Source organism: Paenibacillus woosongensis (assembly GCF_030122845.1).
Classification (GTDB): Bacteria; Bacillota; Bacilli; order Paenibacillales; family Paenibacillaceae; genus Fontibacillus; species Fontibacillus woosongensis_A.
Genome location: NZ_CP126084.1, coordinates 4,355,918 through 4,375,631, shown reverse-complemented (window position 1 = coordinate 4,375,631; position 19,714 = coordinate 4,355,918). Strand labels below are relative to the sequence as shown.

The following is a 19,714-nucleotide window of genomic DNA, read 5'->3' as shown; positions in this document are numbered from 1 at the left end:
AGAGCTTGGCTCATACATGACCATAAAGGAGTGAAAAGCATGAGCGATACCAAAGAAATCAATCTGCAGATTTCCGGCATGACCTGCGCGGCTTGTGCGGTAAGAATAGAAAAAGGTCTTAACAAGCTGGAGGGCGTAGAAGAGGCTAACGTGAATTTTGCCCTTGAAAAAACGAAAATCAAATATGACCCAAGTAAGACGGATGTGAGTAAGTTTCAACAAAAGGTCGAGTCGTTGGGCTATAAAGTTGTGACTGAAAAAGCAGAGTTTGATATATCCGGTATGACCTGCGCGGCATGCGCAGCTAGGATAGAGAAGCGGTTAAATAAACTGGATGGCGTTAACAAGGCGGCCGTAAACTTTGCCGTTGAAACAGCCCTTGTAGAATACAATCCTGATGAAGTATCCACTGCAGATATGATGGAGGCTATTACAAAGCTGGGGTATTCTCTCATCCTGAAGGAGGAGAATGCTGAGAAAGGCGACCATAAGGAACGAGAAATCCAGCAGCAAAAAGGAAAGTTTATCTTTTCGGCTATTCTGGCCTTCCCGCTGCTATGGGCAATGGTAAGCCATTTTGAATTTACATCCTTCATCTGGCTGCCGGAGATGTTCATGAACCCGTGGGTTCAGTTAGCGCTTGCCACACCGATACAGTTCATAGTAGGGGGACAATTCTATATCGGTGCCTATAAAGCCTTGAGAAATAAAAGCGCCAATATGGATGTGCTGGTGGCTCTCGGCACATCTGCGGCTTATTTTTACAGTCTCTATTTGAGCTTTGCTTCCATCGGGTCGAACTCCCATATGGTGGAGCTCTATTATGAAACAAGCGCTGTGCTCATCACTTTGATCATTCTGGGGAAATTATTCGAAGCCAAGGCCAAAGGACGATCCTCTGAAGCCATCAAGAAATTAATGGGGCTGCAAGCCAAGACTGCCACAGTCTTAAGAGACGGCCAAGAAATAAGCATTCCCATCGAAGAAGTGCTGACCGGGGATATCGTATATGTTAAGCCAGGCGAGAAGGTGCCTGTAGACGGCATCATTACTGAAGGCCGCTCCGCTTTGGATGAGTCGATGATCACCGGTGAAAGTATACCTGTCGATAAAACGATTGGCGACACGGTCATAGGCTCAACCATTAACAAAAACGGTTTTCTCAAAATCGAAGCAACGAAGGTTGGCAAAGATACGGCTTTGGCGCAAATTATAAAAGTAGTGGAGGAAGCCCAAGGCTCGAAAGCTCCGATCCAGCGTCTGGCCGATACGATTTCCGGAATATTTGTACCGATTGTTGTAGGCATAGCCATGGTTACTTTCTTCATCTGGTATTTCTTTGTAACACCTGGCAATTTCGCTGAATCCTTAGAGAAGTTCATTGCCGTTCTCGTTATTGCTTGTCCTTGTGCCTTGGGCTTAGCCACTCCAACGTCCATTATGGCCGGTTCAGGCCGGGCTGCGGAGTACGGAATCCTATTTAAAGGCGGCGAGCACCTGGAGACCGCTCATCGGATCGATACGATTATCTTGGATAAAACAGGAACGATTACAAAAGGCAAACCAACGCTGACCGATGTCATTCTGGCCAATGAGCACAATGAGCCGGAATTTCTGCGGCTGGTCGGGGCAGCTGAAAAAAGCTCCGAGCATCCGCTTGCTGAGGCCATTGTGGAGGGAATTAAAGAGAAGGGAATTCCGCTTGGGTCCTCCGAAAGCTTCGAAGCCATCCCAGGGTTCGGTATTCAATCACGGGTAGAAGGGAAAGATTTATTCATAGGAACGCGCAGGCTTATGAAGAAACACAACATTTCAATTCCAGATGCTCATTTAGCCCGAATGGAGGACTTGGAGAAGCAAGGGAAAACGGCGATGCTAGTGGCCATAGACAACGAATGGGCCGGAATCGTAGCTGTAGCGGATACCGTGAAGGAAACCTCCAAGGAGGCTATTGCCCGCCTGAGAAGATTGGGGCTGGATGTGGTCATGATTACAGGCGACAATACGCAGACAGCCAAAGCCATTGCACATCAAGTCGGGATTGACCATGTGATCGCCGAAGTTCTGCCGGAAGGAAAGGCAGAGGAAGTGAAGAAGCTTCAGAAGGCCGGGAAAAAGGTGGCAATGGTAGGCGACGGCATCAATGATGCTCCTGCATTGGCAACGGCCGACATCGGCATGGCTATCGGGACAGGAACGGATGTGGCGATGGAGGCGGCAGACATTACACTAATACGCGGAGATTTGAACAGTATTGCCGATGCCATTTACATGAGTAAAATGACAATCCGGAATATTAAACAAAATCTGTTCTGGGCGCTCGCCTATAACAGCCTCGGGGTGCCGATTGCAGCACTAGGCTTCTTGGCTCCGTGGGTTGCCGGGGCAGCCATGGCATTTAGCTCTGTATCTGTAGTTCTGAATGCCTTAAGATTGCAGCGAATCAAATTGATAGCTTAACATGAAATGGGGGATAGCCATGAAGCCAAAGACGGTTCTATACTGGACTCTTTCCGCCGTCCTGTATCTTGGGATAGTTATCGGAGGGTACAGCATTTATGCTAGCGCCAGCACCTCATCTGACACCCACGAGATGGACGAAGTATCCGGTCATTCAGACATAAACGATCATGAGCATTCGTCGAACGGAACAGGTGCGATTAGTGAAGTGAATGTAGATGTCAGTTATCAAGATCATGTCATTACGATTGATTTGAAAGATGCCAACAATAGAGCGCCACAATTGGAAATCAGCCATGAGAAGGTGATGCATCTTATTGTTGTAAGCGCAGATCTGGAGGATTATTATCATCTGCATCCAGCCGATGAAGGAAACGGGGTATTCACACAGGAGGCTGACTTGAAGGATAATTTATATAAAGTCTTTGTAGACATTAGCCCCAAGGACTTAGCTTACCAGGTTAGCCCTGTAGAATTGCATGTAGGTGAGCGTACCGGTCTTCATGAAGGGAACCAGCTTGAAGCCGACACTGTAATGGAGAAAACGATTAACGATAAAACCGTCGAATTGAGGATCGATTCTCTGGCAGCCAATCACCCCACGACGCTGACCTTTGTGAGCAAGGACGGAACACCGGATCCTTACCTGGGCGCTCTGGGACATGTTGTTATTCTTGACGAGGAGGGAGAGCAGTTTATCCACGTTCATCCAGTCTCTGATGATGCAACAGTCTTTAGCACGCAATTTAATCAGCCGGGCATCTATAAACTCTGGGCAGAGTTCAAATTTGGCGATCAGGTTAACGCCTACCCGTTCGTTATCCAAGTAAATTAACCTGTAATGGGAGAAGCCGTATTTGAGGATAGATTAGAAAAACGCAAATGGCAGGAGCTGTTCGGCCCCTGCTATTTGCGTTTTTTCTTTGTTTTAATGCGGATGGGCATGCGCATGGGCATTTGGCGTATCTGCTTTGGTGGTGCAGAAAATGGAGTTTTCATGATTATGCTTTTCCGATTCGGCTTGCAAGGTCACGTGCCTAATCTCTTTATGCTCTAAAATATGTTCAATTTTTTGCATAATGGCTTCTGTCTCATAAATGGTCTTGTCTCCGTCGACCACGATATGGGCTGTAAGAGCATTCAGGCTGCTTGTAATCGACCAAATATGAACATCGTGAACTCCCTTTACTCCGTCTACCTGCTGAATAGTATCCGTAATCTCATTTAAATTTATATTTTGAGGCGTCCCTTCCATCAGGACATGCAAGGACGATTTAGTAACAAAGTAACCGCTTCGCAATACAAGGGCAGCTACGATCACACTAGCCAGCGGGTCCGCCCAGCCCCAGCCGAAGAAGATCATCAATAAAGCCGCGGCAATGGCACCAACAGAACCAAGCATATCGCTGATGACGTGTAAAAAGGCGCCGCGCATATTCAAGTTGTTCTCCGTGTCGCCTCCGCGCATCATCATCCACGCGACCAGTATGTTGATCAGCAAACCGATAATACTAATAATCAGCATACCTGTGGTGGCAACCTCTGGAGGATGACTAAAGCGCTGAATGGCTTCATAAAAAATATATACCGAAATGCCAATCAACGTTATGCCGTTAAGGGAGGCAGCTAAAATTTCGAAACGTTTATACCCGTACGTTTTCCCTGTATTTACAGCCTTTTCTCCGAACCAGAAGGCCAATAAAGCAATGGCTAGAGCAATGGAGTCGGATAGCATATGACCCGCATCGGAGAGCAAGGCCAAGCTATTGGTAACCATGCCGCCAACGGCCTCTACGATCATATAGAGGGTAATGATGAGGAATGAAAAAAACAGTGTTTTCTTATTATTGGTGTGAACATGGCTATGCCCAGCATCGTGACTGTGGCCGTGGTTGTGGTGTTCAGACATATTCGACAACTCCTTTTATATATCAATATATGATCACTCATTCATATGTTTTATTACTTTTATTATTATCATGTTCAAAAACGAATGTCAATCAAGTTTCTATTTTTGGAAGCAGAATATATAATAAGCCCTATAGGCGGTGATTGAAAAAATGGACAAACCCGTTAAAACAATTAATAAATACGATACGGCCTGTCCGGAAGAAGAGGCGGATCTGCAATCCCTGCGCACTTCGCTTATGGATCAGGAGACCTCTTCGGAGATGGCCAACTGGTTCAAGACCTTTAGTGACCCCACTCGTCTTCGTATTATGGATGCGCTGCTGCAAAAGGAATTATGCGTGCATGATCTCACGGTGCTTCTCGACATGGGGCAATCGGCCATTTCCCATCAACTGAGAACACTCCGCAACATGCGAATTGTTAAGAGGCGGAAGGAAGGCAAGACGGTGTTTTATTCCCTGGATGATGAGCATATCGAGCAGATTTTTCTGCAAACGCTCCAGCATATTAAACACGGCTAGCTCATTTTTCGGATGCACTGTGGGCAATCCTGTGAAAAGCTTGCTTTAAACATATATGCATAGTACAAAAGCTGCGGGATGCTGTTCCGGCAGCTTTTTATATTCCATTGAATACCTACCAGGGGGATGTTATTATACATGAAAATGACGAATTAGAATTAACCACTTTTCAGCAATAATATATTGAAAATATATACCATGCGATCATAGGTTCAAATCCCCAGTAACTGGGGACTTTTTATGCTGCGGTTTGAATTTTATTGAAGATGATCATGGTACAATAAACGGACAGACAGAGGGCAAATCTGACTTGGGGAAGTTTCTACGAAAGATGGCTTTTCAAGCCGTTTGGGGTAATGATAAGTTTATAGACAGGTAGAAGGGAGTTACGTATTAAAATGTCAATCAATAATACTCAGAAGCAAATCACTAAAGCATTACACGTCAAGCCGAGCATTGATGTAAAAGCGGAAATCCGCAGCCGGATCGACTTCTTAAAAGCTTATTGCAAAAAGGCCGGTGCGAAGGGTTATGTTCTAGGCATTAGCGGAGGCCAGGACTCCACGCTGGCCGGCCGGCTGACGCAATTGGCGGTAGAGGAGCTCCGTGCCGAGGGGTACGAGGCTACGTTCTATGCGGTGCGCCTGCCTTATGGGGTGCAGAAGGATGAAGCCGATGCCGTGGCGGCCATGGAATTCATTCAGGCAGACCGGGAATTCGTCGTAAACATTCAGGAGCCTGTCTTGGCTCTGGCTAACGTGGTAGAACAGAGCACCGGCCAAAAATTATCCGATTTCAATAAAGGCAACGCCAAAGCGCGTATGCGCATGATTGTTCAATATGCCATCGGCGGAGAAACCGGCTGCCTGGTCGTAGGTACAGATCATGCCGCTGAATCGGTCACGGGCTTTTTTACGAAGTTCGGTGACGGGGGGGCTGACGTGCTGCCGCTGGCCGGACTGACCAAGGGGCAAGGACGCGAGCTTCTGATGGAGCTCAAGGCAGCTGAACAGCTCTATCTGAAAATACCGACGGCCGATCTGCTGGACGACAAACCTCTGCAATCCGACGAAACCGAGCTCGGCATCTCCTACGAGGTGCTGGATCAATATTTGACGGGAAATGCCGTTGATCCGCAGGATAAAGCGAGCATCGAGAAGCGGTATGCCATTTCCCGGCATAAGCGGGAGCTTCCGGCCACGCCTTTCGATACGTGGTGGAAATAGGTGAACGCAAGTTACCTAGCGATCTTTCATGCTCCCTCTACAGGCTGATTAATCCTGCAGAGGGAGTTATATGTGTTTAGACACTATACTTACTCTGTCTCCAAAAGAAGAAATAGGATAAGGATAAACATAGGGTAAATACAAAAAACAATAACGATAATGAAGTGAAGTAATTAATCGGAACGGGCTTAAATAGTTGGAATCTGCCTTTAAAATCAAATATTTGATGAGCAATGACGGAGATCATGTTTCTAATATCGTACTTCCCTATAATTGGAATTATTAAGTCGTACACCAAAAATATTATTATAGGCAACAGAGCGGCTTTAAATAAAAGGCCAAGAACAAACCCTATAGTGGAAAACAGTAGGCTAATCGCAAGACTAAAAATGATTTGCAGAAAAAGCCGATTATTCGTTATATTTAGATTCATTTTGAGAAGATCTTCAGAAGACAGGCTGCTGATTATTCCATTATATAATAAGTTGCCAACTGCGTATGATATGAGAAGAGTACATGTAAATATGATGAAGACTCCCGCATATAGGGAGAAGAGTTTTGCCGATATAATTTTTGGCCAGCTAAATTGAGCTGCCTTTATTTTTATAGTTTCATATTTATAATCATAGGTTGAAATGTATATCGAATATAGAGCAAAGATTATAGGAAAAAAAATAAAGGTCATCCATTCCAATGTTTGTGTGATTGTTGCCCCACCCTTTAATAATTGAATAGCCTTCTCTGCTTCTTCAAATCGATAACGAACAGGATTATCAATCATCTCTGTATTATCACTTTTTATAATATTTAGGGGCATTTCCATCATGCTCTCTACATCCATACCTTCCTCTTGGTATAGGTTATAGGTTCTGATAAATAAATCATAGGCACCTTCGGCTTTGGTCTGTAATCCGTATAAATTAAGTAGAGATACAAAGATAGAAACAAGTATAGACACCGTTAGAAGGTGGGAGTACCATTGATATTTTAATTCTCTCCTACTCATGCTTAAGATACTGTTTGTAAATCTCACGAATATCACCACCTTCCACTTGCTTGAAATTATCTATTTGAACTGCGGATTGGTCATTAAGAATGATAAGCTTATCAATAATAGGAGAATAGTATTCAAAATGATGCCCTATTGCTAAGATCGTAGTATCGACGGAAAGCTCACTTAGTAAGCTTTGTAGTTCCATAAGAGAATCATAATCCAAGCCATTAGAAACTTCATCTAAAAAAAGGAATTCGGGGCGATTAAGTAACGCGATCATTATGCTTAATTGTTTCTTTTGTCCGAAAGAGTAGCTTTTAACCTTCTTTTTTAATATTTCCGGTCTAAGATTGTTGGATAATAATTTCTTATCTAATAGAGATATATCGTTATTAAATGCAGGAGCAGTTTTAACCAATAATTTTATATTCTGATAACCTGTCAAATTAGGATATAGAGGCGAGCTATCGTAAATAACGAACACCTTCTCTCTTACAGCATTCAATGGCTGGTTTTCATATTTAATATCGCCATCGAAGTCCTCTAAATGGAGCATACACTTGAGCAGTGTAGTTTTTCCTGAACCATTAGATCCCGTTATAAAAGTTATCTTGTTCTTAGGAATTTGCAAATTAATATTCTGTAATACCGTCTTCTTTCCATATGCTTTTGTTAATCCGCTTATAGTGATCATTAAGTTCCTCCGTACGCAAAACAACGACCATTTCGTTTAAAATGGCCGATGTTTTTGCAATTAGATTTATTATTAATAGTTTGTTGCTGATCCGTCTTTATACACTTTTAAGTAGTCGGAAAAGTCAGTCTCATATACAGTAACATCACCCCATGGGGTAACGACACCCGCACCAATTGTCGTTTCAGATAGGTAGATATGATATGAGGCAGCGGAAGACTTTTGCTTGGTAATCCCATTTGTCCTTACAATATTAGGAAATATATATCCTGATTTTTGGTGAGCATCGCTAGATGTTATTTGAGTTGAATTTGCTGTCCAGTCTACAATAGCATCAGACCACGCTAAAAAGGAGCCTCTCGATAATTTAAAACTATAAGAGGATACAGAACTTGCAGCGGAAGCAGATTAGAAAATTTGCCTAAATTCACAATTTTTACCTCTTTTTTTGTATTATGTTTCCTACCATACCATATAATATTTATTTTGTGTTACACATTTGTAAATAATTACAATATTCATAAAAATAGGTAGATCAAGAAAGATGCTGAATAGACTATAAGGTCGATTTCTCATTCTGAATATGATAAGAACTGGGACAGAGGTAACAAAATTGGGCTTGGATAGCTTTATCTACTGTTTAAAAATTGGTTGTAATATTGCGAGAAATAAAGAGATTTTGAAAGGAACGATCATGCAGCAAGAACATCCCTTTTTTATACGCAAAAAACAGCAAATTGCTGTTCATCTCAATGAAGTGCAGCAGCAGGCGGTTCTGCATACGGAGGGCCCCTTGCTGCTGCTTGCTTCGCCTGGCTCGGGAAAGACCACGACGCTGCTGATGCGGATCGCTTACCTGATCGAGGAGAAGGGAGCACAGGCTTCGCGAATTAAGGCGATTACCTTCAGCCGGGCGTCGGCCGGGGATATGAAGGAGCGATATCAGCGATTTTTTCCGGAGCTGCCGCCCGTTGATTTTTCCACGATCCACAGCCTGGCTTTCGAAATTGTGCGTGAGTCCTTCCGAATTCAAGGATTATCCTTCCAATTGATCGAGGGGCATGGGGCGAATCATGATGTAGAACCGAGAGAGGCAGATGATCTGGCAGCTCCCTACTTGCATAAGAAATTGATATTGCGCGATATATTCAGGGCAGTCACGGGAGAGAACATTACAGATGACCAACTGGAAGAGTTAACGACATATATTAGCTATATTAAAAATAAAATGATCCCGGAGAACAAGCGGGGCGATGTGTCCTGCGGCGTGCGCCATGCAGAGCAAATCCTCAGCGAATACGAAAAATATAAGATAAAGCATCCAAGCGGCTTGCTCATCGATTTCGATGATATGCTGACGATGGCTAATGATATTCTTGGCAAAGATGCAAGACTGCTTCGCAAATATCAGCGGCGCTACGATTACATGCTCACCGATGAAAGTCAGGATACGTCGCTGGTGCAGCATGCGATCGTTGAAAAGCTGGTAGCGGTGCATCGGAACTTATGTGTGGTAGCGGATGACGACCAATCGATTTATAGCTGGCGAGGGGCGGAGCCGTCCTATTTGCTGGAATTTCAGCAGATGTATCCGGAGGCGCGGATTCTGTATATGGAGCAGAACTATCGTTCCTCAAAAAATATTGTCGAGACAGCCAATCAATTTATCCAACGGAACAAAAGCCGTTATAACAAGCAAATGTTCACACACAACGCTGAGGGGCAGCCGATCTCTATCAAGCTCTTGCCCGACTATAAGCAGCAAACCAAGTATTTAGTCGAAGAAATTCGCAAGCTGGGCAATTTGGGCGAGGTAGCGGTACTATATCGGAACAATGCTACCTCCATTGATCTGATGAATCAGTTTGACCGCGCCGGGATTCCGTTCTACATGCGTGATGCGGATAATCGTTTTTTTTCGCATTGGGTGGTGCAGGATATTCTCAATTTCATGAGGATGTCGTATACGGACCGGAGGCCGGATATACTGGAAGCCATTCATACGAAATTCAACGGCTATATTACAAAGCAGCAGATGGCTGCATTAAAGGAAATAAACAACAATGAATCCGTATTTGATAATTTGTTGAATTACGTGCCATTGCGGGATTATCAGCAGAGGCAGCTGCCGCAGTGCAAGTGGATTTTTGAACAGATGAAAGGCATGCCGCCTTTAGAGGCGATAGATGTCATTCGGGCGAAGCTGGGTTACGCAAGGCTCTCGATAAAATGTGCGAGCGTCTCGGCTTCCGGAAGGAATATTTGCTGGGCATCCTTAATTCGCTGGAGGAGATTGCGGAGTCCTTGAACACGATGGAGGAATTCGCGCAGCGCCTCAAGCATTTGGAGGCCTTGTTGAAGTCCTCCAAATCTAGAAAAGGTCAGCATGCCGTCACGTTTTCGACCTTCCACAGCGCCAAAGGCCTGGAATTCAAGCATGTATATATGATCGATCTGATTAACGGCATTATTCCATCCAAAGAGGATTTGAAGGGAGGCGACCGGAACGGCGCGCTCATGGAGGAAGCGGCCCGGCTGTTCTATGTCGGCATGACAAGAGCCAAGACGCAGCTTGAACTGCTGACATATCAGCAAAGGGAAGGGGAGAAAGCGACGGAATCTGTGTTCCTTACCGAGGTTCGGACGATTCTGCATCCTCCGCAGCTTCGTGTGAGCCTGGACTCCGGGCGGCAAATAGCCAGCGGGGCTGTTGCTGCAGCTCCCTCGATGAACGCGAATACAATCCGGTCGGCAGAAGAACTGTCCCCTGGAATGCAGGTTCTTCACCGGGCATTTGGGTCGGGAGAGGTGATCAGGGTATCCGGTCCTGCCGATCTGATCGAAATGCGGTTTGCTGCTGGAACCAAGCGGCTTTCCGTTCGGACATGCCTGGAGATGGGCCTGCTTGAGCTTCTGGAGCCTGTGGAGATTTCGGGTTAATGGAGAGAAGGTACAAACCGGGAGTTAGTCCTTCTTTTTCACGATCGTCCTGCATAAACTGGGTGGTGAAGCAATTGAGCGCTGCCTGGGGGGATAGAGAATGCGGATCAGAAGGGGATGGCACAGCCGAAGAAGAAGAGGAAAGCTCAGCAGGAGAAATATCTGGTTTATTGTTTTCGTCTTTTTGGTTACGGCCTTCGTGCTGTTTGGCCAATATGTGGAGCGCAATATGATCGGTCCCATCAAGCACCTGGCTCAGATCCGGGTGAAACAAATTGCCACTGAATCGATCAATGAGGCGATTACGGCCCAAGTGGCCAACCGGGAGCAAATCGATAACCTGATCGATTGGAAGACCGATTCCTCCGGCAAAATCACCGGCTTCATGCTGAATTACTCCGCGCATATGCAGATTACGTCTGATACGATTCAGACGGTTCGAGCTACGATTGACGATGTGTCTAGGCTATCGGAGCATATCCCTTTAGGACAGGCGCTGGGCAGTCCCATTCTGGCCTCCTTCGGCCCCAGCATCCCCATCCGCATCGAGCCGAAGGGCGACGTAAAGGTCGATCTGAACACGCGCCGCCAGGAGGCGGGAATCAATATGATTCTCGTGGAGGTGTTCCTGCGGGTGCGGACGGAGCTGGCGGTCGTCGTTCCATTCGATATGGGAGCTCAGGCCGTGGAGACGGAGATTCCGGTATCCTATATGCTGGTAGTCGGAGATGTCCCGATGTATTACTACGATAGCAAAGGCAATCCTGTCGGAGAGAACGGCGTGAACGCGCCGAATATCGCATTGCCTTCGATCCCGGAGCAGCCAGGAGCAAGCTCAGGCACGGAACCCGGGCATGAGTGAAAGAAATAAAATGTAGGAAAATAAGGGTAGCCCGTCAGGAGGCTCCCTTGTTGTTTTTATTCCTCACTCTTTCAGATTTTTCCCATTGCTGGAGCAGGGGAAAGGGGTTGAACGCCCATTCCCTCGTTCCTGTATCTTTATAGATGCCATAGTGAAGATGGGGCGGGAATCTTCCCTGTGTACCCGGAGGGCCGTAGCCGCTGCTGCCTACCCAGCCAAGCATCTGGCTAGGGCTGACCGTGTCGCCGATATTGATTTTCTTATCGAAGCCTTGTAAATGTGCGTAGTAATGGTAGCGATTGTTCAAGTCGCGAATTCCGATTCTCCAGCCCCCATAAGGATTCCAGCCTTTGGTTTCGACGATGCCGTAGCAAACGCTGCGAACGGGCACGCCATAAGAGGCGAACAGATCCGTCCCTTCGTGCGTGCGCAGTCCGCCCCAGCCGCGCCGGTCTCCCCACGTGTCCCGGTATGTATAGGTGCTGGTTACGGGAAGCGGAAAAGCGTTATCGGAAAGGTCAATGCGGTTAAAGCTTTTGTATATTTTAGCAAACTGGCGAATCCGCTCGACGGACGAATCGTTCTGGTAATAGCGCCAGAGGGCGATGCGGATATCGTCGTCGCTATAACCGAAGTGAAGCAAATAAGCCGCCATCGTATATAAAGCATCCCGATCATTTGTGGGGTCGGCTTTTGCGTCTGACGAAGCATCTTTGCCGATGCCGCCGAACAGGGCGATCGTTGCGGGATTGATATCATTGGGGTTGGGGTTTAAGGGACCCGCCCACACGGCTTCCTTAAAGCGGATTCGGATCATTCTATGATTCATCTCCGCCTGCTGGCTGCGCGGAGTGATCGATCGCTCATACTGATCGATCGCGGCCAGCCAGTGCCAAGGAATCTGCGTCAGCAAACCAATTTCTTCGTACAAGCTCCGTCTAAGCTCATAATCGTTTTTGGGGAGAGACGAGCCCGGCTTGCCGGGGGCTTCTGCCGCTGATGCGCCAAAACCGGGAATGTTCCATAATGACGTCAGTACCGTCACCCCAACGAGGCAAGGAATAATCCTGCTGACGAAGAATAAACTCGACCTCAAGATGAGATCTCCTCCTTTAAAAATCCGTCGCCGATTCCCCATAGAGGAAACAGCGTTTTTTTAGGTTGGGATAAAAGATGTTTTTTTATTCCATTTGTCAATGAGGTTTTTCCATAGGATTCATGGTATAATAATGGCGCTATAGCCTATTCCAAGAGAAGGAAGGTCTCTATTCTTGTCCAAACTAGCTAAAGAACCGAAACCGGATTGGATTCGAATCAAACTGACGACCGGCGATAATTATCAGGAAATCAAAGAGATGATGCGTTCCAAGACGCTGCACACGGTATGCGAAGAAGCGCGTTGTCCAAATATATATGAATGCTGGGCCAACCGTACGGCTACATTCATGATTCTTGGCGATATCTGCACGAGAGCCTGCCGCTTCTGCGCAGTCAATACCGGGTTGCCTACGGAGCTGGATTTGCAGGAGCCCGAGCGCGTTGCCGAGGCTGCAGAGAAGATGGGGCTGCGCCACTGCGTAGTTACCAGCGTCGCAAGGGATGACTTGAAGGACGGAGGGGCATCTATCTTTGCGGAGACAGTCCGCGCTGTGCGGAAGCGCATGCCGTTCTGCAGCGTAGAGGTGCTTATTCCCGACTTCTTAGGCGACGAGGATTCGCTGCGTATCGTCATGGACGCGAAGCCGGATATTTTGAACCACAACATTGAGACGGTCGAACGTCTTTCGGATCGTGTACGCGCTAAGGCTAAATACCGCCGTTCCCTGGAGCTGCTTCGGCGTGCCAAGTCGATGCAGCCGGATATACCTACGAAATCCAGCATTATGCTGGGGGTAGGCGAGGAATGGTCCGAGATTTTGCAGGCGATGGACGATTTGCGGGCCGTGGACTGCGATATTTTGACGATCGGTCAGTATTTGCAGCCTTCGCCGCAGCATTTAAATGTGGAGAAATACTACCGGCCGGAACAATTTGCCGAGCTGAAGGAAGAGGGCATGAAGCGCGGCTTCAGTCATGTGGAGTCCGGCCCGCTTGTACGCAGCTCTTATCATGCCCACGAGCAGGTGAAGTCGGCGAAGAGCCGTCAGGAAGTCGTTCCGGCAGAAATTTGAGGGCAAGGCAAGAGGGGGATACCGAATGATCCAAATCGGTGGCAGAACATACGAACTGATTCAGAATTACAAGAATGCTTGGGATGCCGAAGCCTTCAAGCAGAGGTACAGCGAAGTACTGGATCGGTACGATTACATCCTTGGGGACTGGGGTTACGAGAAGCTGAGGCTCAAAGGCTTTTTGCGCGATAACCATCCCAAGGCGAACCGGGATACCGCTTTTTCGGGAATCACGGATTACATCAATGAGTACTGCAATTTCGGCTGCGCTTATTTTGTACTTCAGAAGACAAAGGACGCAAGGGACAATAAGGAACACAAAGAGCCAAGAGAGCAGAAAGGCAGCTCCAAGGCATCCGCTTCCCCGAGTCCAGAGAATGCCTCTGAGCAACTGTAGGACAGGCTCTTGCAGAGCAGCTGCATATTATTTACAACCCAACGATGAAAGACGTCCTTCGAAATTCGAAAGGACGTCTTTTTTTTGCTGCCGATATAGCGTAGCAGGGATCATCTTAATCCATCTGTAGAATTGCATGATATGCCGGGGACTGTTACTTCGTTTTCACCTTCAGCTTCAATAGTCCCTGCTGGTAGCTCCAATCGACATTAGGATAACTTTTCTTGAATACGCCAAGTTCGATAAAGGTTTCGTCGTTAAGAATTTTGACGCTGCCCGCATCCCGTTTGAATTGCTGTTTTTTCCCCGAGCCCTCGGTGATCGTCAGCACGCCGGTATTTGCTGTCCAGGATACCTGGCCTTGAACGAGCGCAGCGAGCACACGGGAGGATGCATAGACTTTGCTGCCGTCCTGTATCACGTCAAGATAGCCGCTGAAGGATATGTTGTTAATGTTCAGCTCCCAGGGATTTCCGCTGATTTCCATGTTTGTAAGACCGATTTGATGCATCGCTGTAATGAGTTGGGCGGTCTGATTGAGATTCACTTCTACGTCCGGCTCAAGGCCGATATAGTTGAAATCCTCGCGCTTTGGCGTTAAGTATTTCATAATTGTCATCTTCAGTGAGCCGCCGTTTGACAATGAGTAAATGTTCTGGATCCGCGCTTTGCCGTAAGTCTGGGTCCCTACGACCTTGGCGATGCCATTATCCCGCAGCGCTGCGGTCAAAATCTCCGAGGCGCTGGCCGTCCACTCGTTGGTCAAAATGACGACCGGCATGTTAAGCGAACTGCCTTCCGAAATTTTAATGGCTTCCAGGATGCCGTTCTGGCTCTCGATATACATAAGCACGCCGTCTTTAATAAAATGCTTGGCGATGTTTTGCGCCGATTCCACGTATCCCCCCAAATTATCCCGGAGGTCCAGAACAAGAGATTTCATGCCTAACTTGCGCAGCTTGCTCAAATGAACAGCGAACTCTTCATCCGCTTGGTCAGAGAACGAAGATATGGCGATGTACCCGATATCTCCCGCCGATATCATGCGGCTGGAAACGGCCGGAAGAGCGAAGTGGGATCTTGCAATCTGAAAGGAGAGCTTGCTGCCGCCCCGGTTAATCGTGATGCTAGCCTTCGTATTCTCTTCGCCTTGAATGAGGTAAATATCATCCACACTGGTCACGGGATAGCCGTCTACGCTGGTAATGACATCCCCTTTGCGCACACCTGCCGCTTTCGCCGGAGAGCCGTCGAGCACCTCAGTGACGTAGAGCTTGCCTTGGACATACCGGAGCAGTACCCCGATGCCGACGTATTCCTGATTAAGATCATTCTCAAACTCCTGGAGCTCTTCCTCCGTGTAATAATCCGAATAAGGGTCATCTAAAGTGTAAACCATGCCCCGTATGGCGTTTTCAATGAATTCTTCCCTTTGAATCCCCTCAAGGTTGTTGTCATTCAATAATTGCAGAACCTCTTGCAACACCTCGAGGTCACTGGCCTCCGCCGCCTCAATTGCGCTGCCGTCTGCATATACCGCCTTAGGCAGGCAAAGCGCAAGAAGAAGGAGGGTGATTACAGCTGACTTGTACCATGATTTCAACATAATCATAAAAACGTCCTTTGCTATGTATTAACTGAAATATAACTCTATCATACAGGTAAAAAAAAGAAATTTATATAGGAAAACGGATGTTTCTGCAACATCCGTTTACTGGTGGCAAGGCGCCTATGAGTAGTATCTTATCCGAGGAAGGCGTTGCGGACGCGGTTCCAGAAAGGAAAAGGACGATAGCGTACGAAGCTGACGCTCTGCTTCGCGACTTGGCAGCGAACGGAGATAAGGTCGCTGATCGGGTAATTAATATGATCCAGAGTAAGCAGCAAATTCTGTTCCTTCCGCGAATAAATATCGCAATGATGATGCTTCGGCAGCACCAGGGAAGACCCGATCGTCCGGAAAACCCGGTTGTTGATCGAGGCGATTTCGGAAATTTGCAGGGCTTTGATCGAGGGATGGATGATGGCTCCGCCCAGGCTCTTATTATAAGCCGTGCTGCCGGAAGGCGTAGAGATGCAAAACCCGTCTCCCCGGAACATTTCGAACATTTGATCATTGATATCAACCTGGGCGACAATCGTGCCGTCCACGCCCTTCAAGGTGAATTCGTTCAGGCAAATATACGAGGAGGTCCCTGATTTCTTCTGAATCTCCAGCTCAATAAGCGGATAATGCACAATCCGGGGCTTGAGCAGGGATTCATCTTTGTGCCGGGTAATCATATCGACGAGCTCCGGAATTTCATTGGCTTGCCAATCAGCGAAAAAACCGAGGTGCCCGGTATGTACCCCCACAAACGAGATCGACGGTATACGGTCAATGAACGTATGGAAAGCGTGGAGCATCGTCCCGTCTCCTCCAATGGAAACAACGATGTCCGGTGACTCTGCATCCAACTGAAGACCTTGTTTTGCGGCCAATTGGTGGAATTTTTCGCTCAATTCAACCGACAATTGATCGCCACGGTCAAGAACGTAATATCTCAAGATGACAGGCTCCTTTGTAATAGATATCAGAAAGAATAACTTCGAAGCAAGTGCTTCCTGGTATCGCAAGAAAAAAACTACCGTTCGTAAAGATCATAATCAATTCTGGAGCAGAACACAACGTTCATTTCCTTGTTCTCCCTTCGGTTCGGGCAAGTATCCAATGAATGATTCGGGCGAGCAGAGATAAAATAAGAAGAACCGCTATCCATTTCAGAAAAATGACAAACGCGTCAGGAACGCTGCTCCATCCCACCGATATTTCTTCTTCCGGCGAGACCGGCAGCATGGCTGCCGAGCCGGTGCCCATCATTGGAGTCCAGAGGAGCAGCAATAAGGATGCCGCCAGGATGCCGTGGATCAGGCGAGCGGCCAAAAAGGGGAGATAACGCAAATCCGCTCCGTTCAGAATGCTGGCCACCTGAGCGTGGACGGACAATCCTCCCCAGGATAAAATGAATGCCGCCGCTGCGGCTTTATACATGAGCGGAACGCCGGGCGGAGCCGCGGCTGCTTTGGCGCCGAGGGTTACCTCGAACATTCCGCCCACGAAGGGCTCGGCCAGATCAGCTGGCAGGCCGGCCGTAACTAGCAAGGATTGAATGCCTGCATAAAGCAGGCTCATGATGCCGGAAGCGGTGAGCAGCTTCAGGACGACCGAGAAGAAAACGACGAGACCGCCGACCACGGCCATCAGCTGCAGGGAGGAGGAGACAGCCTGCTTCAGCAGCTCGCCCAGGCTGCGCCCGTCATTTAACCGGGCCTCGTGCATCGCTTGAAGCGCGGAACGCAGGCTGAACTTTGCCGGGGAGGAGGACATTCTGCCGGACGGAGCGGAGCCTTGATCCGGTATCATGTCTATGGCGCTTCCCTGAAGCAGGCTCTCCTCCTCCCTGGTACCGTAAAACCTAAGCAGGATGCCCAGAAGGAGGGCGCTTCCGTAATGGGCAAGCGCCAAAATGCCCGCCAGCTGGGAGCTGCCAAAGAAGCCGACCGATACGGCCCCGATGAGAAAAATCGGGTCCGAGGAAGTGGTGAAGGCCACGAGCCTTTCCCCTTGCACGCGGCTAATGAGGCGCTGCTCCCGAAGCTTGGTCGCCAGCTTGGCGCTGACCGGATAGCCGGAGGCAAAGCCCATGGCCGCCACGAAACCGCCGCTGCCCGGAATTCGAAACAATGGCTTCATAAGGGGATCCAGTAATTTTCCTAGAAAATGGACGATCCCGAACCCAAGCATCAGTTCGGAGATGACGAAGAAGGGAAAGAGGGAAGGAAATAAAACCTCCCACCAGATCGCTAGCCCTGTCACCCCGGCTTCCCAGGAAACGGCGGGATAGCATACCATCAGGACGCCGAGCGACGTCATCGTCAATATAATGAGCGAAATGGCAATTCGCGTCAGGTTCATGAATAACGCCTCCACAAAGTTCATAGTGGAAGTGTATGATTAGATTAGGACAAACAGCACAAAAAAAGCAAGAAAGCGATTACAATTTATACTGTATTTTTGAAAGAGATGTGTTAGAATAAAAATCACAGATGTACACGTCACGGGACAAAAATCTCTGATGGATGGAGTGTTGGCTATGAGTTTTGTAGCAGGTGTGCTTGTATGCGCCTTTGTGTATGTGATCCGCGCTTCTCGCGTCCATTCCAGTGAAGAGGATTGGCGAAGTTATTGACATAACAGACAGGTTAATCCAGTTGGTACGTAAGGGCTCCGGTAGGAGCTTTTATTTTTTTTTGCTATACTTAATAGGAGCACCAAAATACAATGTGGAAGTTGGAGAGGAATCCCGTGAATCCAAGTTTAAGCATTTATGATAACCTGGGCGGCGAGGAGGTCATCCGTCAAATCGTGGAGGCCTTTTATCCCAAAGTGAAGGCGAATCCTCTACTTGGGCCTTTGTTCCCGGAGGATATTAACCCCGTGATGGAGAAGCAGTTTATGTTCCTGTCGCAATTTTTTGGCGGCCCCTCCCTGTTCTCGGACGCCTACGGCCACCCGATGATGAGGGCGAGGCATCTGCCATTTCCGGTCACGCGCGAAAGGGCGGAGGCTTGGCTGGCGTGCATGACGGAGGCGCTGGAGGAAGTTGGAATTGAGGAAGAATTAAAGGATTTTGTCATTAAACGGTTGTCTGGACCTGCTTTTCATTTCGTAAACACGCCCTAAGGATAAAGACGAAAGTGATGATATAACGTCTTACAACGGCGATGAAAGGAAGTAATCGTGTGGAACTGGAACCTCTTTACAAAATCAAGGTGACCTGCGCTTATTGCCAGAATGAATTTTCGACATCGCGAGTCAGGCCCAGCCTGAAGCGGTCGATCCGGACGGATACGGACTTTTGCGGCTATTACCGCGATGAGAATCCCGATTATTATGTGGTGCGAGTGTGTCCATCTTGCGGCTTCGCTTCGACGGAGAACTCGAATGACCGCCTGACGGAACGGCAGCGCCGCGAATTCGAGCAGAATATTAGCAACCGGCTCGTAAAACGGAGCTACGGCGGAGCAAGAACCTGGGAACATGCGCTGGAGACCTACAAACTCGCCCTGCTCTGCGCGCAGACGATCGGCGAGAAGGAACGGATTATTGCGAGCTTGCTTCACCATATTGCCTGGCTGTACCGTTATCGAGAGGATCATGAACAGGAGCAGCGATTTTTGAAACATGCCTTGAGTTCTTACATAAAGGTATTCGAAAATGAAGGGATTAGCGGCAACGATGCGCGCCTCATGTATTTGATTGGTGAATTAAACCGCAGAATCGGGGCATATAATGAAGCTGTCAAATGGTTCTCGAAGGTGATCAACGATAAGAAAATCATCGATGCCTCAATGATTCGCGCCAGCCGCGAGCAATGGGCGCTGCTGCGGGAAGAAATGCTCAGCAAAGGGGAAGAGCTGACGGAAGAGATTACGGGGTAAGCCCGTTGAAGTGTTTTTTGATCTTAAGCTTATAGCACCGAACTACGGGGCCGTTCA

16 protein-coding genes and 1 pseudogene are annotated in these 19,714 nt (G+C 47.8%); 10 read left to right on the top strand and 7 right to left on the bottom strand.

Annotated features, from left to right (window positions below; genetic code table 11):
* Window positions 1-39: 39 nt before the first annotated feature.
* Both QNH46_RS20070 and QNH46_RS20065 read left to right on the top strand, forming a co-directional pair.
* A complete protein-coding gene (locus tag QNH46_RS20070) occupies window positions 40-2,460 on the top strand; it encodes a heavy metal translocating P-type ATPase (RefSeq protein ID WP_283925753.1) in 2,421 nt (806 codons plus the stop codon).
* Between the two features lie 19 nt (window positions 2,461-2,479).
* A complete protein-coding gene (locus QNH46_RS20065; protein WP_283925752.1) occupies window positions 2,480-3,295 on the top strand; it encodes a DUF8832 domain-containing protein in 816 nt (271 codons plus the stop codon).
* Window positions 3,296-3,388: 93 nt separating this feature from the next.
* Here the strand turns inward: QNH46_RS20065 and QNH46_RS20060 are convergent, their stop codons facing one another.
* Window positions 3,389-4,369 carry a cation diffusion facilitator family transporter gene (locus tag QNH46_RS20060; protein ID WP_283925751.1) on the bottom strand — a complete coding sequence of 327 codons (981 nt, stop codon included), beginning with the start codon at window positions 4,367-4,369 and terminating at the stop codon, window positions 3,389-3,391.
* 151 nt (window positions 4,370-4,520) lie between these two features.
* Between QNH46_RS20060 and QNH46_RS20055 the strand changes: the two genes are divergently transcribed.
* Both QNH46_RS20055 and nadE read left to right on the top strand, forming a co-directional pair.
* Entirely contained in the window at window positions 4,521-4,892 is a 372-nt protein-coding gene (locus QNH46_RS20055; protein ID WP_283928511.1) for an ArsR/SmtB family transcription factor, read from the top strand.
* A gap of 398 nt (window positions 4,893-5,290) precedes the next feature.
* Window positions 5,291-6,118 carry an NAD(+) synthase gene (gene nadE, locus QNH46_RS20050; RefSeq protein WP_283925750.1) on the top strand — a complete coding sequence of 276 codons (828 nt, stop codon included), beginning with the start codon at window positions 5,291-5,293 and terminating at the stop codon, window positions 6,116-6,118.
* 76 nt (window positions 6,119-6,194) lie between these two features.
* On the opposite strand, the gene QNH46_RS20045 is transcribed toward nadE, so the two are convergent.
* Window positions 6,195-7,151: a hypothetical protein gene (locus QNH46_RS20045; protein ID WP_283925749.1), complete on the bottom strand. Its 957-nt coding sequence runs from the start codon at window positions 7,149-7,151 to the stop codon at window positions 6,195-6,197.
* Entirely contained in the window at window positions 7,117-7,806 is a 690-nt protein-coding gene (locus QNH46_RS20040) for an ATP-binding cassette domain-containing protein (RefSeq protein ID WP_283925748.1), read from the bottom strand. Before QNH46_RS20040 ends, QNH46_RS20045 begins: the two co-directional genes overlap by 35 nt.
* A gap of 694 nt (window positions 7,807-8,500) precedes the next feature.
* Here QNH46_RS20040 and QNH46_RS20035 point away from each other — a divergent pair.
* Together QNH46_RS20035 and yunB are read left to right on the top strand one after the other, a co-directional pair.
* A pseudogene (locus tag QNH46_RS20035) lies at window positions 8,501-10,746 on the top strand (ATP-dependent helicase).
* 100 nt (window positions 10,747-10,846) lie between these two features.
* The gene (gene yunB, locus QNH46_RS20030; protein WP_283925747.1) at window positions 10,847-11,608 is read left to right on the top strand and encodes a sporulation protein YunB; all 762 of its coding nucleotides are present in this window, start codon (window positions 10,847-10,849) and stop codon (window positions 11,606-11,608) included.
* 34 nt (window positions 11,609-11,642) lie between these two features.
* On the opposite strand, the gene QNH46_RS20025 is transcribed toward yunB, so the two are convergent.
* Complete coding sequence (locus QNH46_RS20025) at window positions 11,643-12,704, bottom strand: M23 family metallopeptidase (RefSeq protein WP_283925746.1); 1,062 nt, start codon at window positions 12,702-12,704, stop codon at window positions 11,643-11,645.
* 175 nt (window positions 12,705-12,879) lie between these two features.
* Here QNH46_RS20025 and lipA point away from each other — a divergent pair, with 175 nt between their 5' ends.
* Both lipA and QNH46_RS20015 read left to right on the top strand, forming a co-directional pair.
* A complete protein-coding gene (lipA, locus tag QNH46_RS20020) occupies window positions 12,880-13,779 on the top strand; it encodes a lipoyl synthase (RefSeq protein WP_213593156.1) in 900 nt (299 codons plus the stop codon).
* A gap of 25 nt (window positions 13,780-13,804) precedes the next feature.
* Window positions 13,805-14,176: a YutD family protein gene (locus tag QNH46_RS20015; RefSeq protein ID WP_283925745.1), complete on the top strand. Its 372-nt coding sequence runs from the start codon at window positions 13,805-13,807 to the stop codon at window positions 14,174-14,176.
* A gap of 154 nt (window positions 14,177-14,330) precedes the next feature.
* On the opposite strand, the gene QNH46_RS20010 is transcribed toward QNH46_RS20015, so the two are convergent.
* The 3 genes from QNH46_RS20010 to ylbJ form a co-directional block, all read right to left on the bottom strand.
* Window positions 14,331-15,782: a S41 family peptidase gene (locus QNH46_RS20010; protein WP_283925744.1), complete on the bottom strand. Its 1,452-nt coding sequence runs from the start codon at window positions 15,780-15,782 to the stop codon at window positions 14,331-14,333.
* A gap of 137 nt (window positions 15,783-15,919) precedes the next feature.
* A complete protein-coding gene (locus QNH46_RS20005; protein ID WP_155612642.1) occupies window positions 15,920-16,723 on the bottom strand; it encodes an NAD kinase in 804 nt (267 codons plus the stop codon).
* Window positions 16,724-16,847: 124 nt separating this feature from the next.
* Window positions 16,848-18,131, bottom strand: coding sequence for a sporulation integral membrane protein YlbJ (ylbJ, locus tag QNH46_RS20000; RefSeq protein WP_213593161.1), 1,284 nt, complete (start codon window positions 18,129-18,131; stop codon window positions 16,848-16,850).
* 390 nt (window positions 18,132-18,521) lie between these two features.
* Between ylbJ and QNH46_RS19995 the strand changes: the two genes are divergently transcribed.
* Both QNH46_RS19995 and QNH46_RS19990 read left to right on the top strand, forming a co-directional pair.
* Window positions 18,522-18,899 carry a globin domain-containing protein gene (locus QNH46_RS19995; protein ID WP_213593163.1) on the top strand — a complete coding sequence of 126 codons (378 nt, stop codon included), beginning with the start codon at window positions 18,522-18,524 and terminating at the stop codon, window positions 18,897-18,899.
* Between the two features lie 59 nt (window positions 18,900-18,958).
* Window positions 18,959-19,657 carry a DUF2225 domain-containing protein gene (locus QNH46_RS19990; protein WP_283928510.1) on the top strand — a complete coding sequence of 233 codons (699 nt, stop codon included), beginning with the start codon at window positions 18,959-18,961 and terminating at the stop codon, window positions 19,655-19,657.
* Window positions 19,658-19,714: the final 57 nt, after the last annotated feature.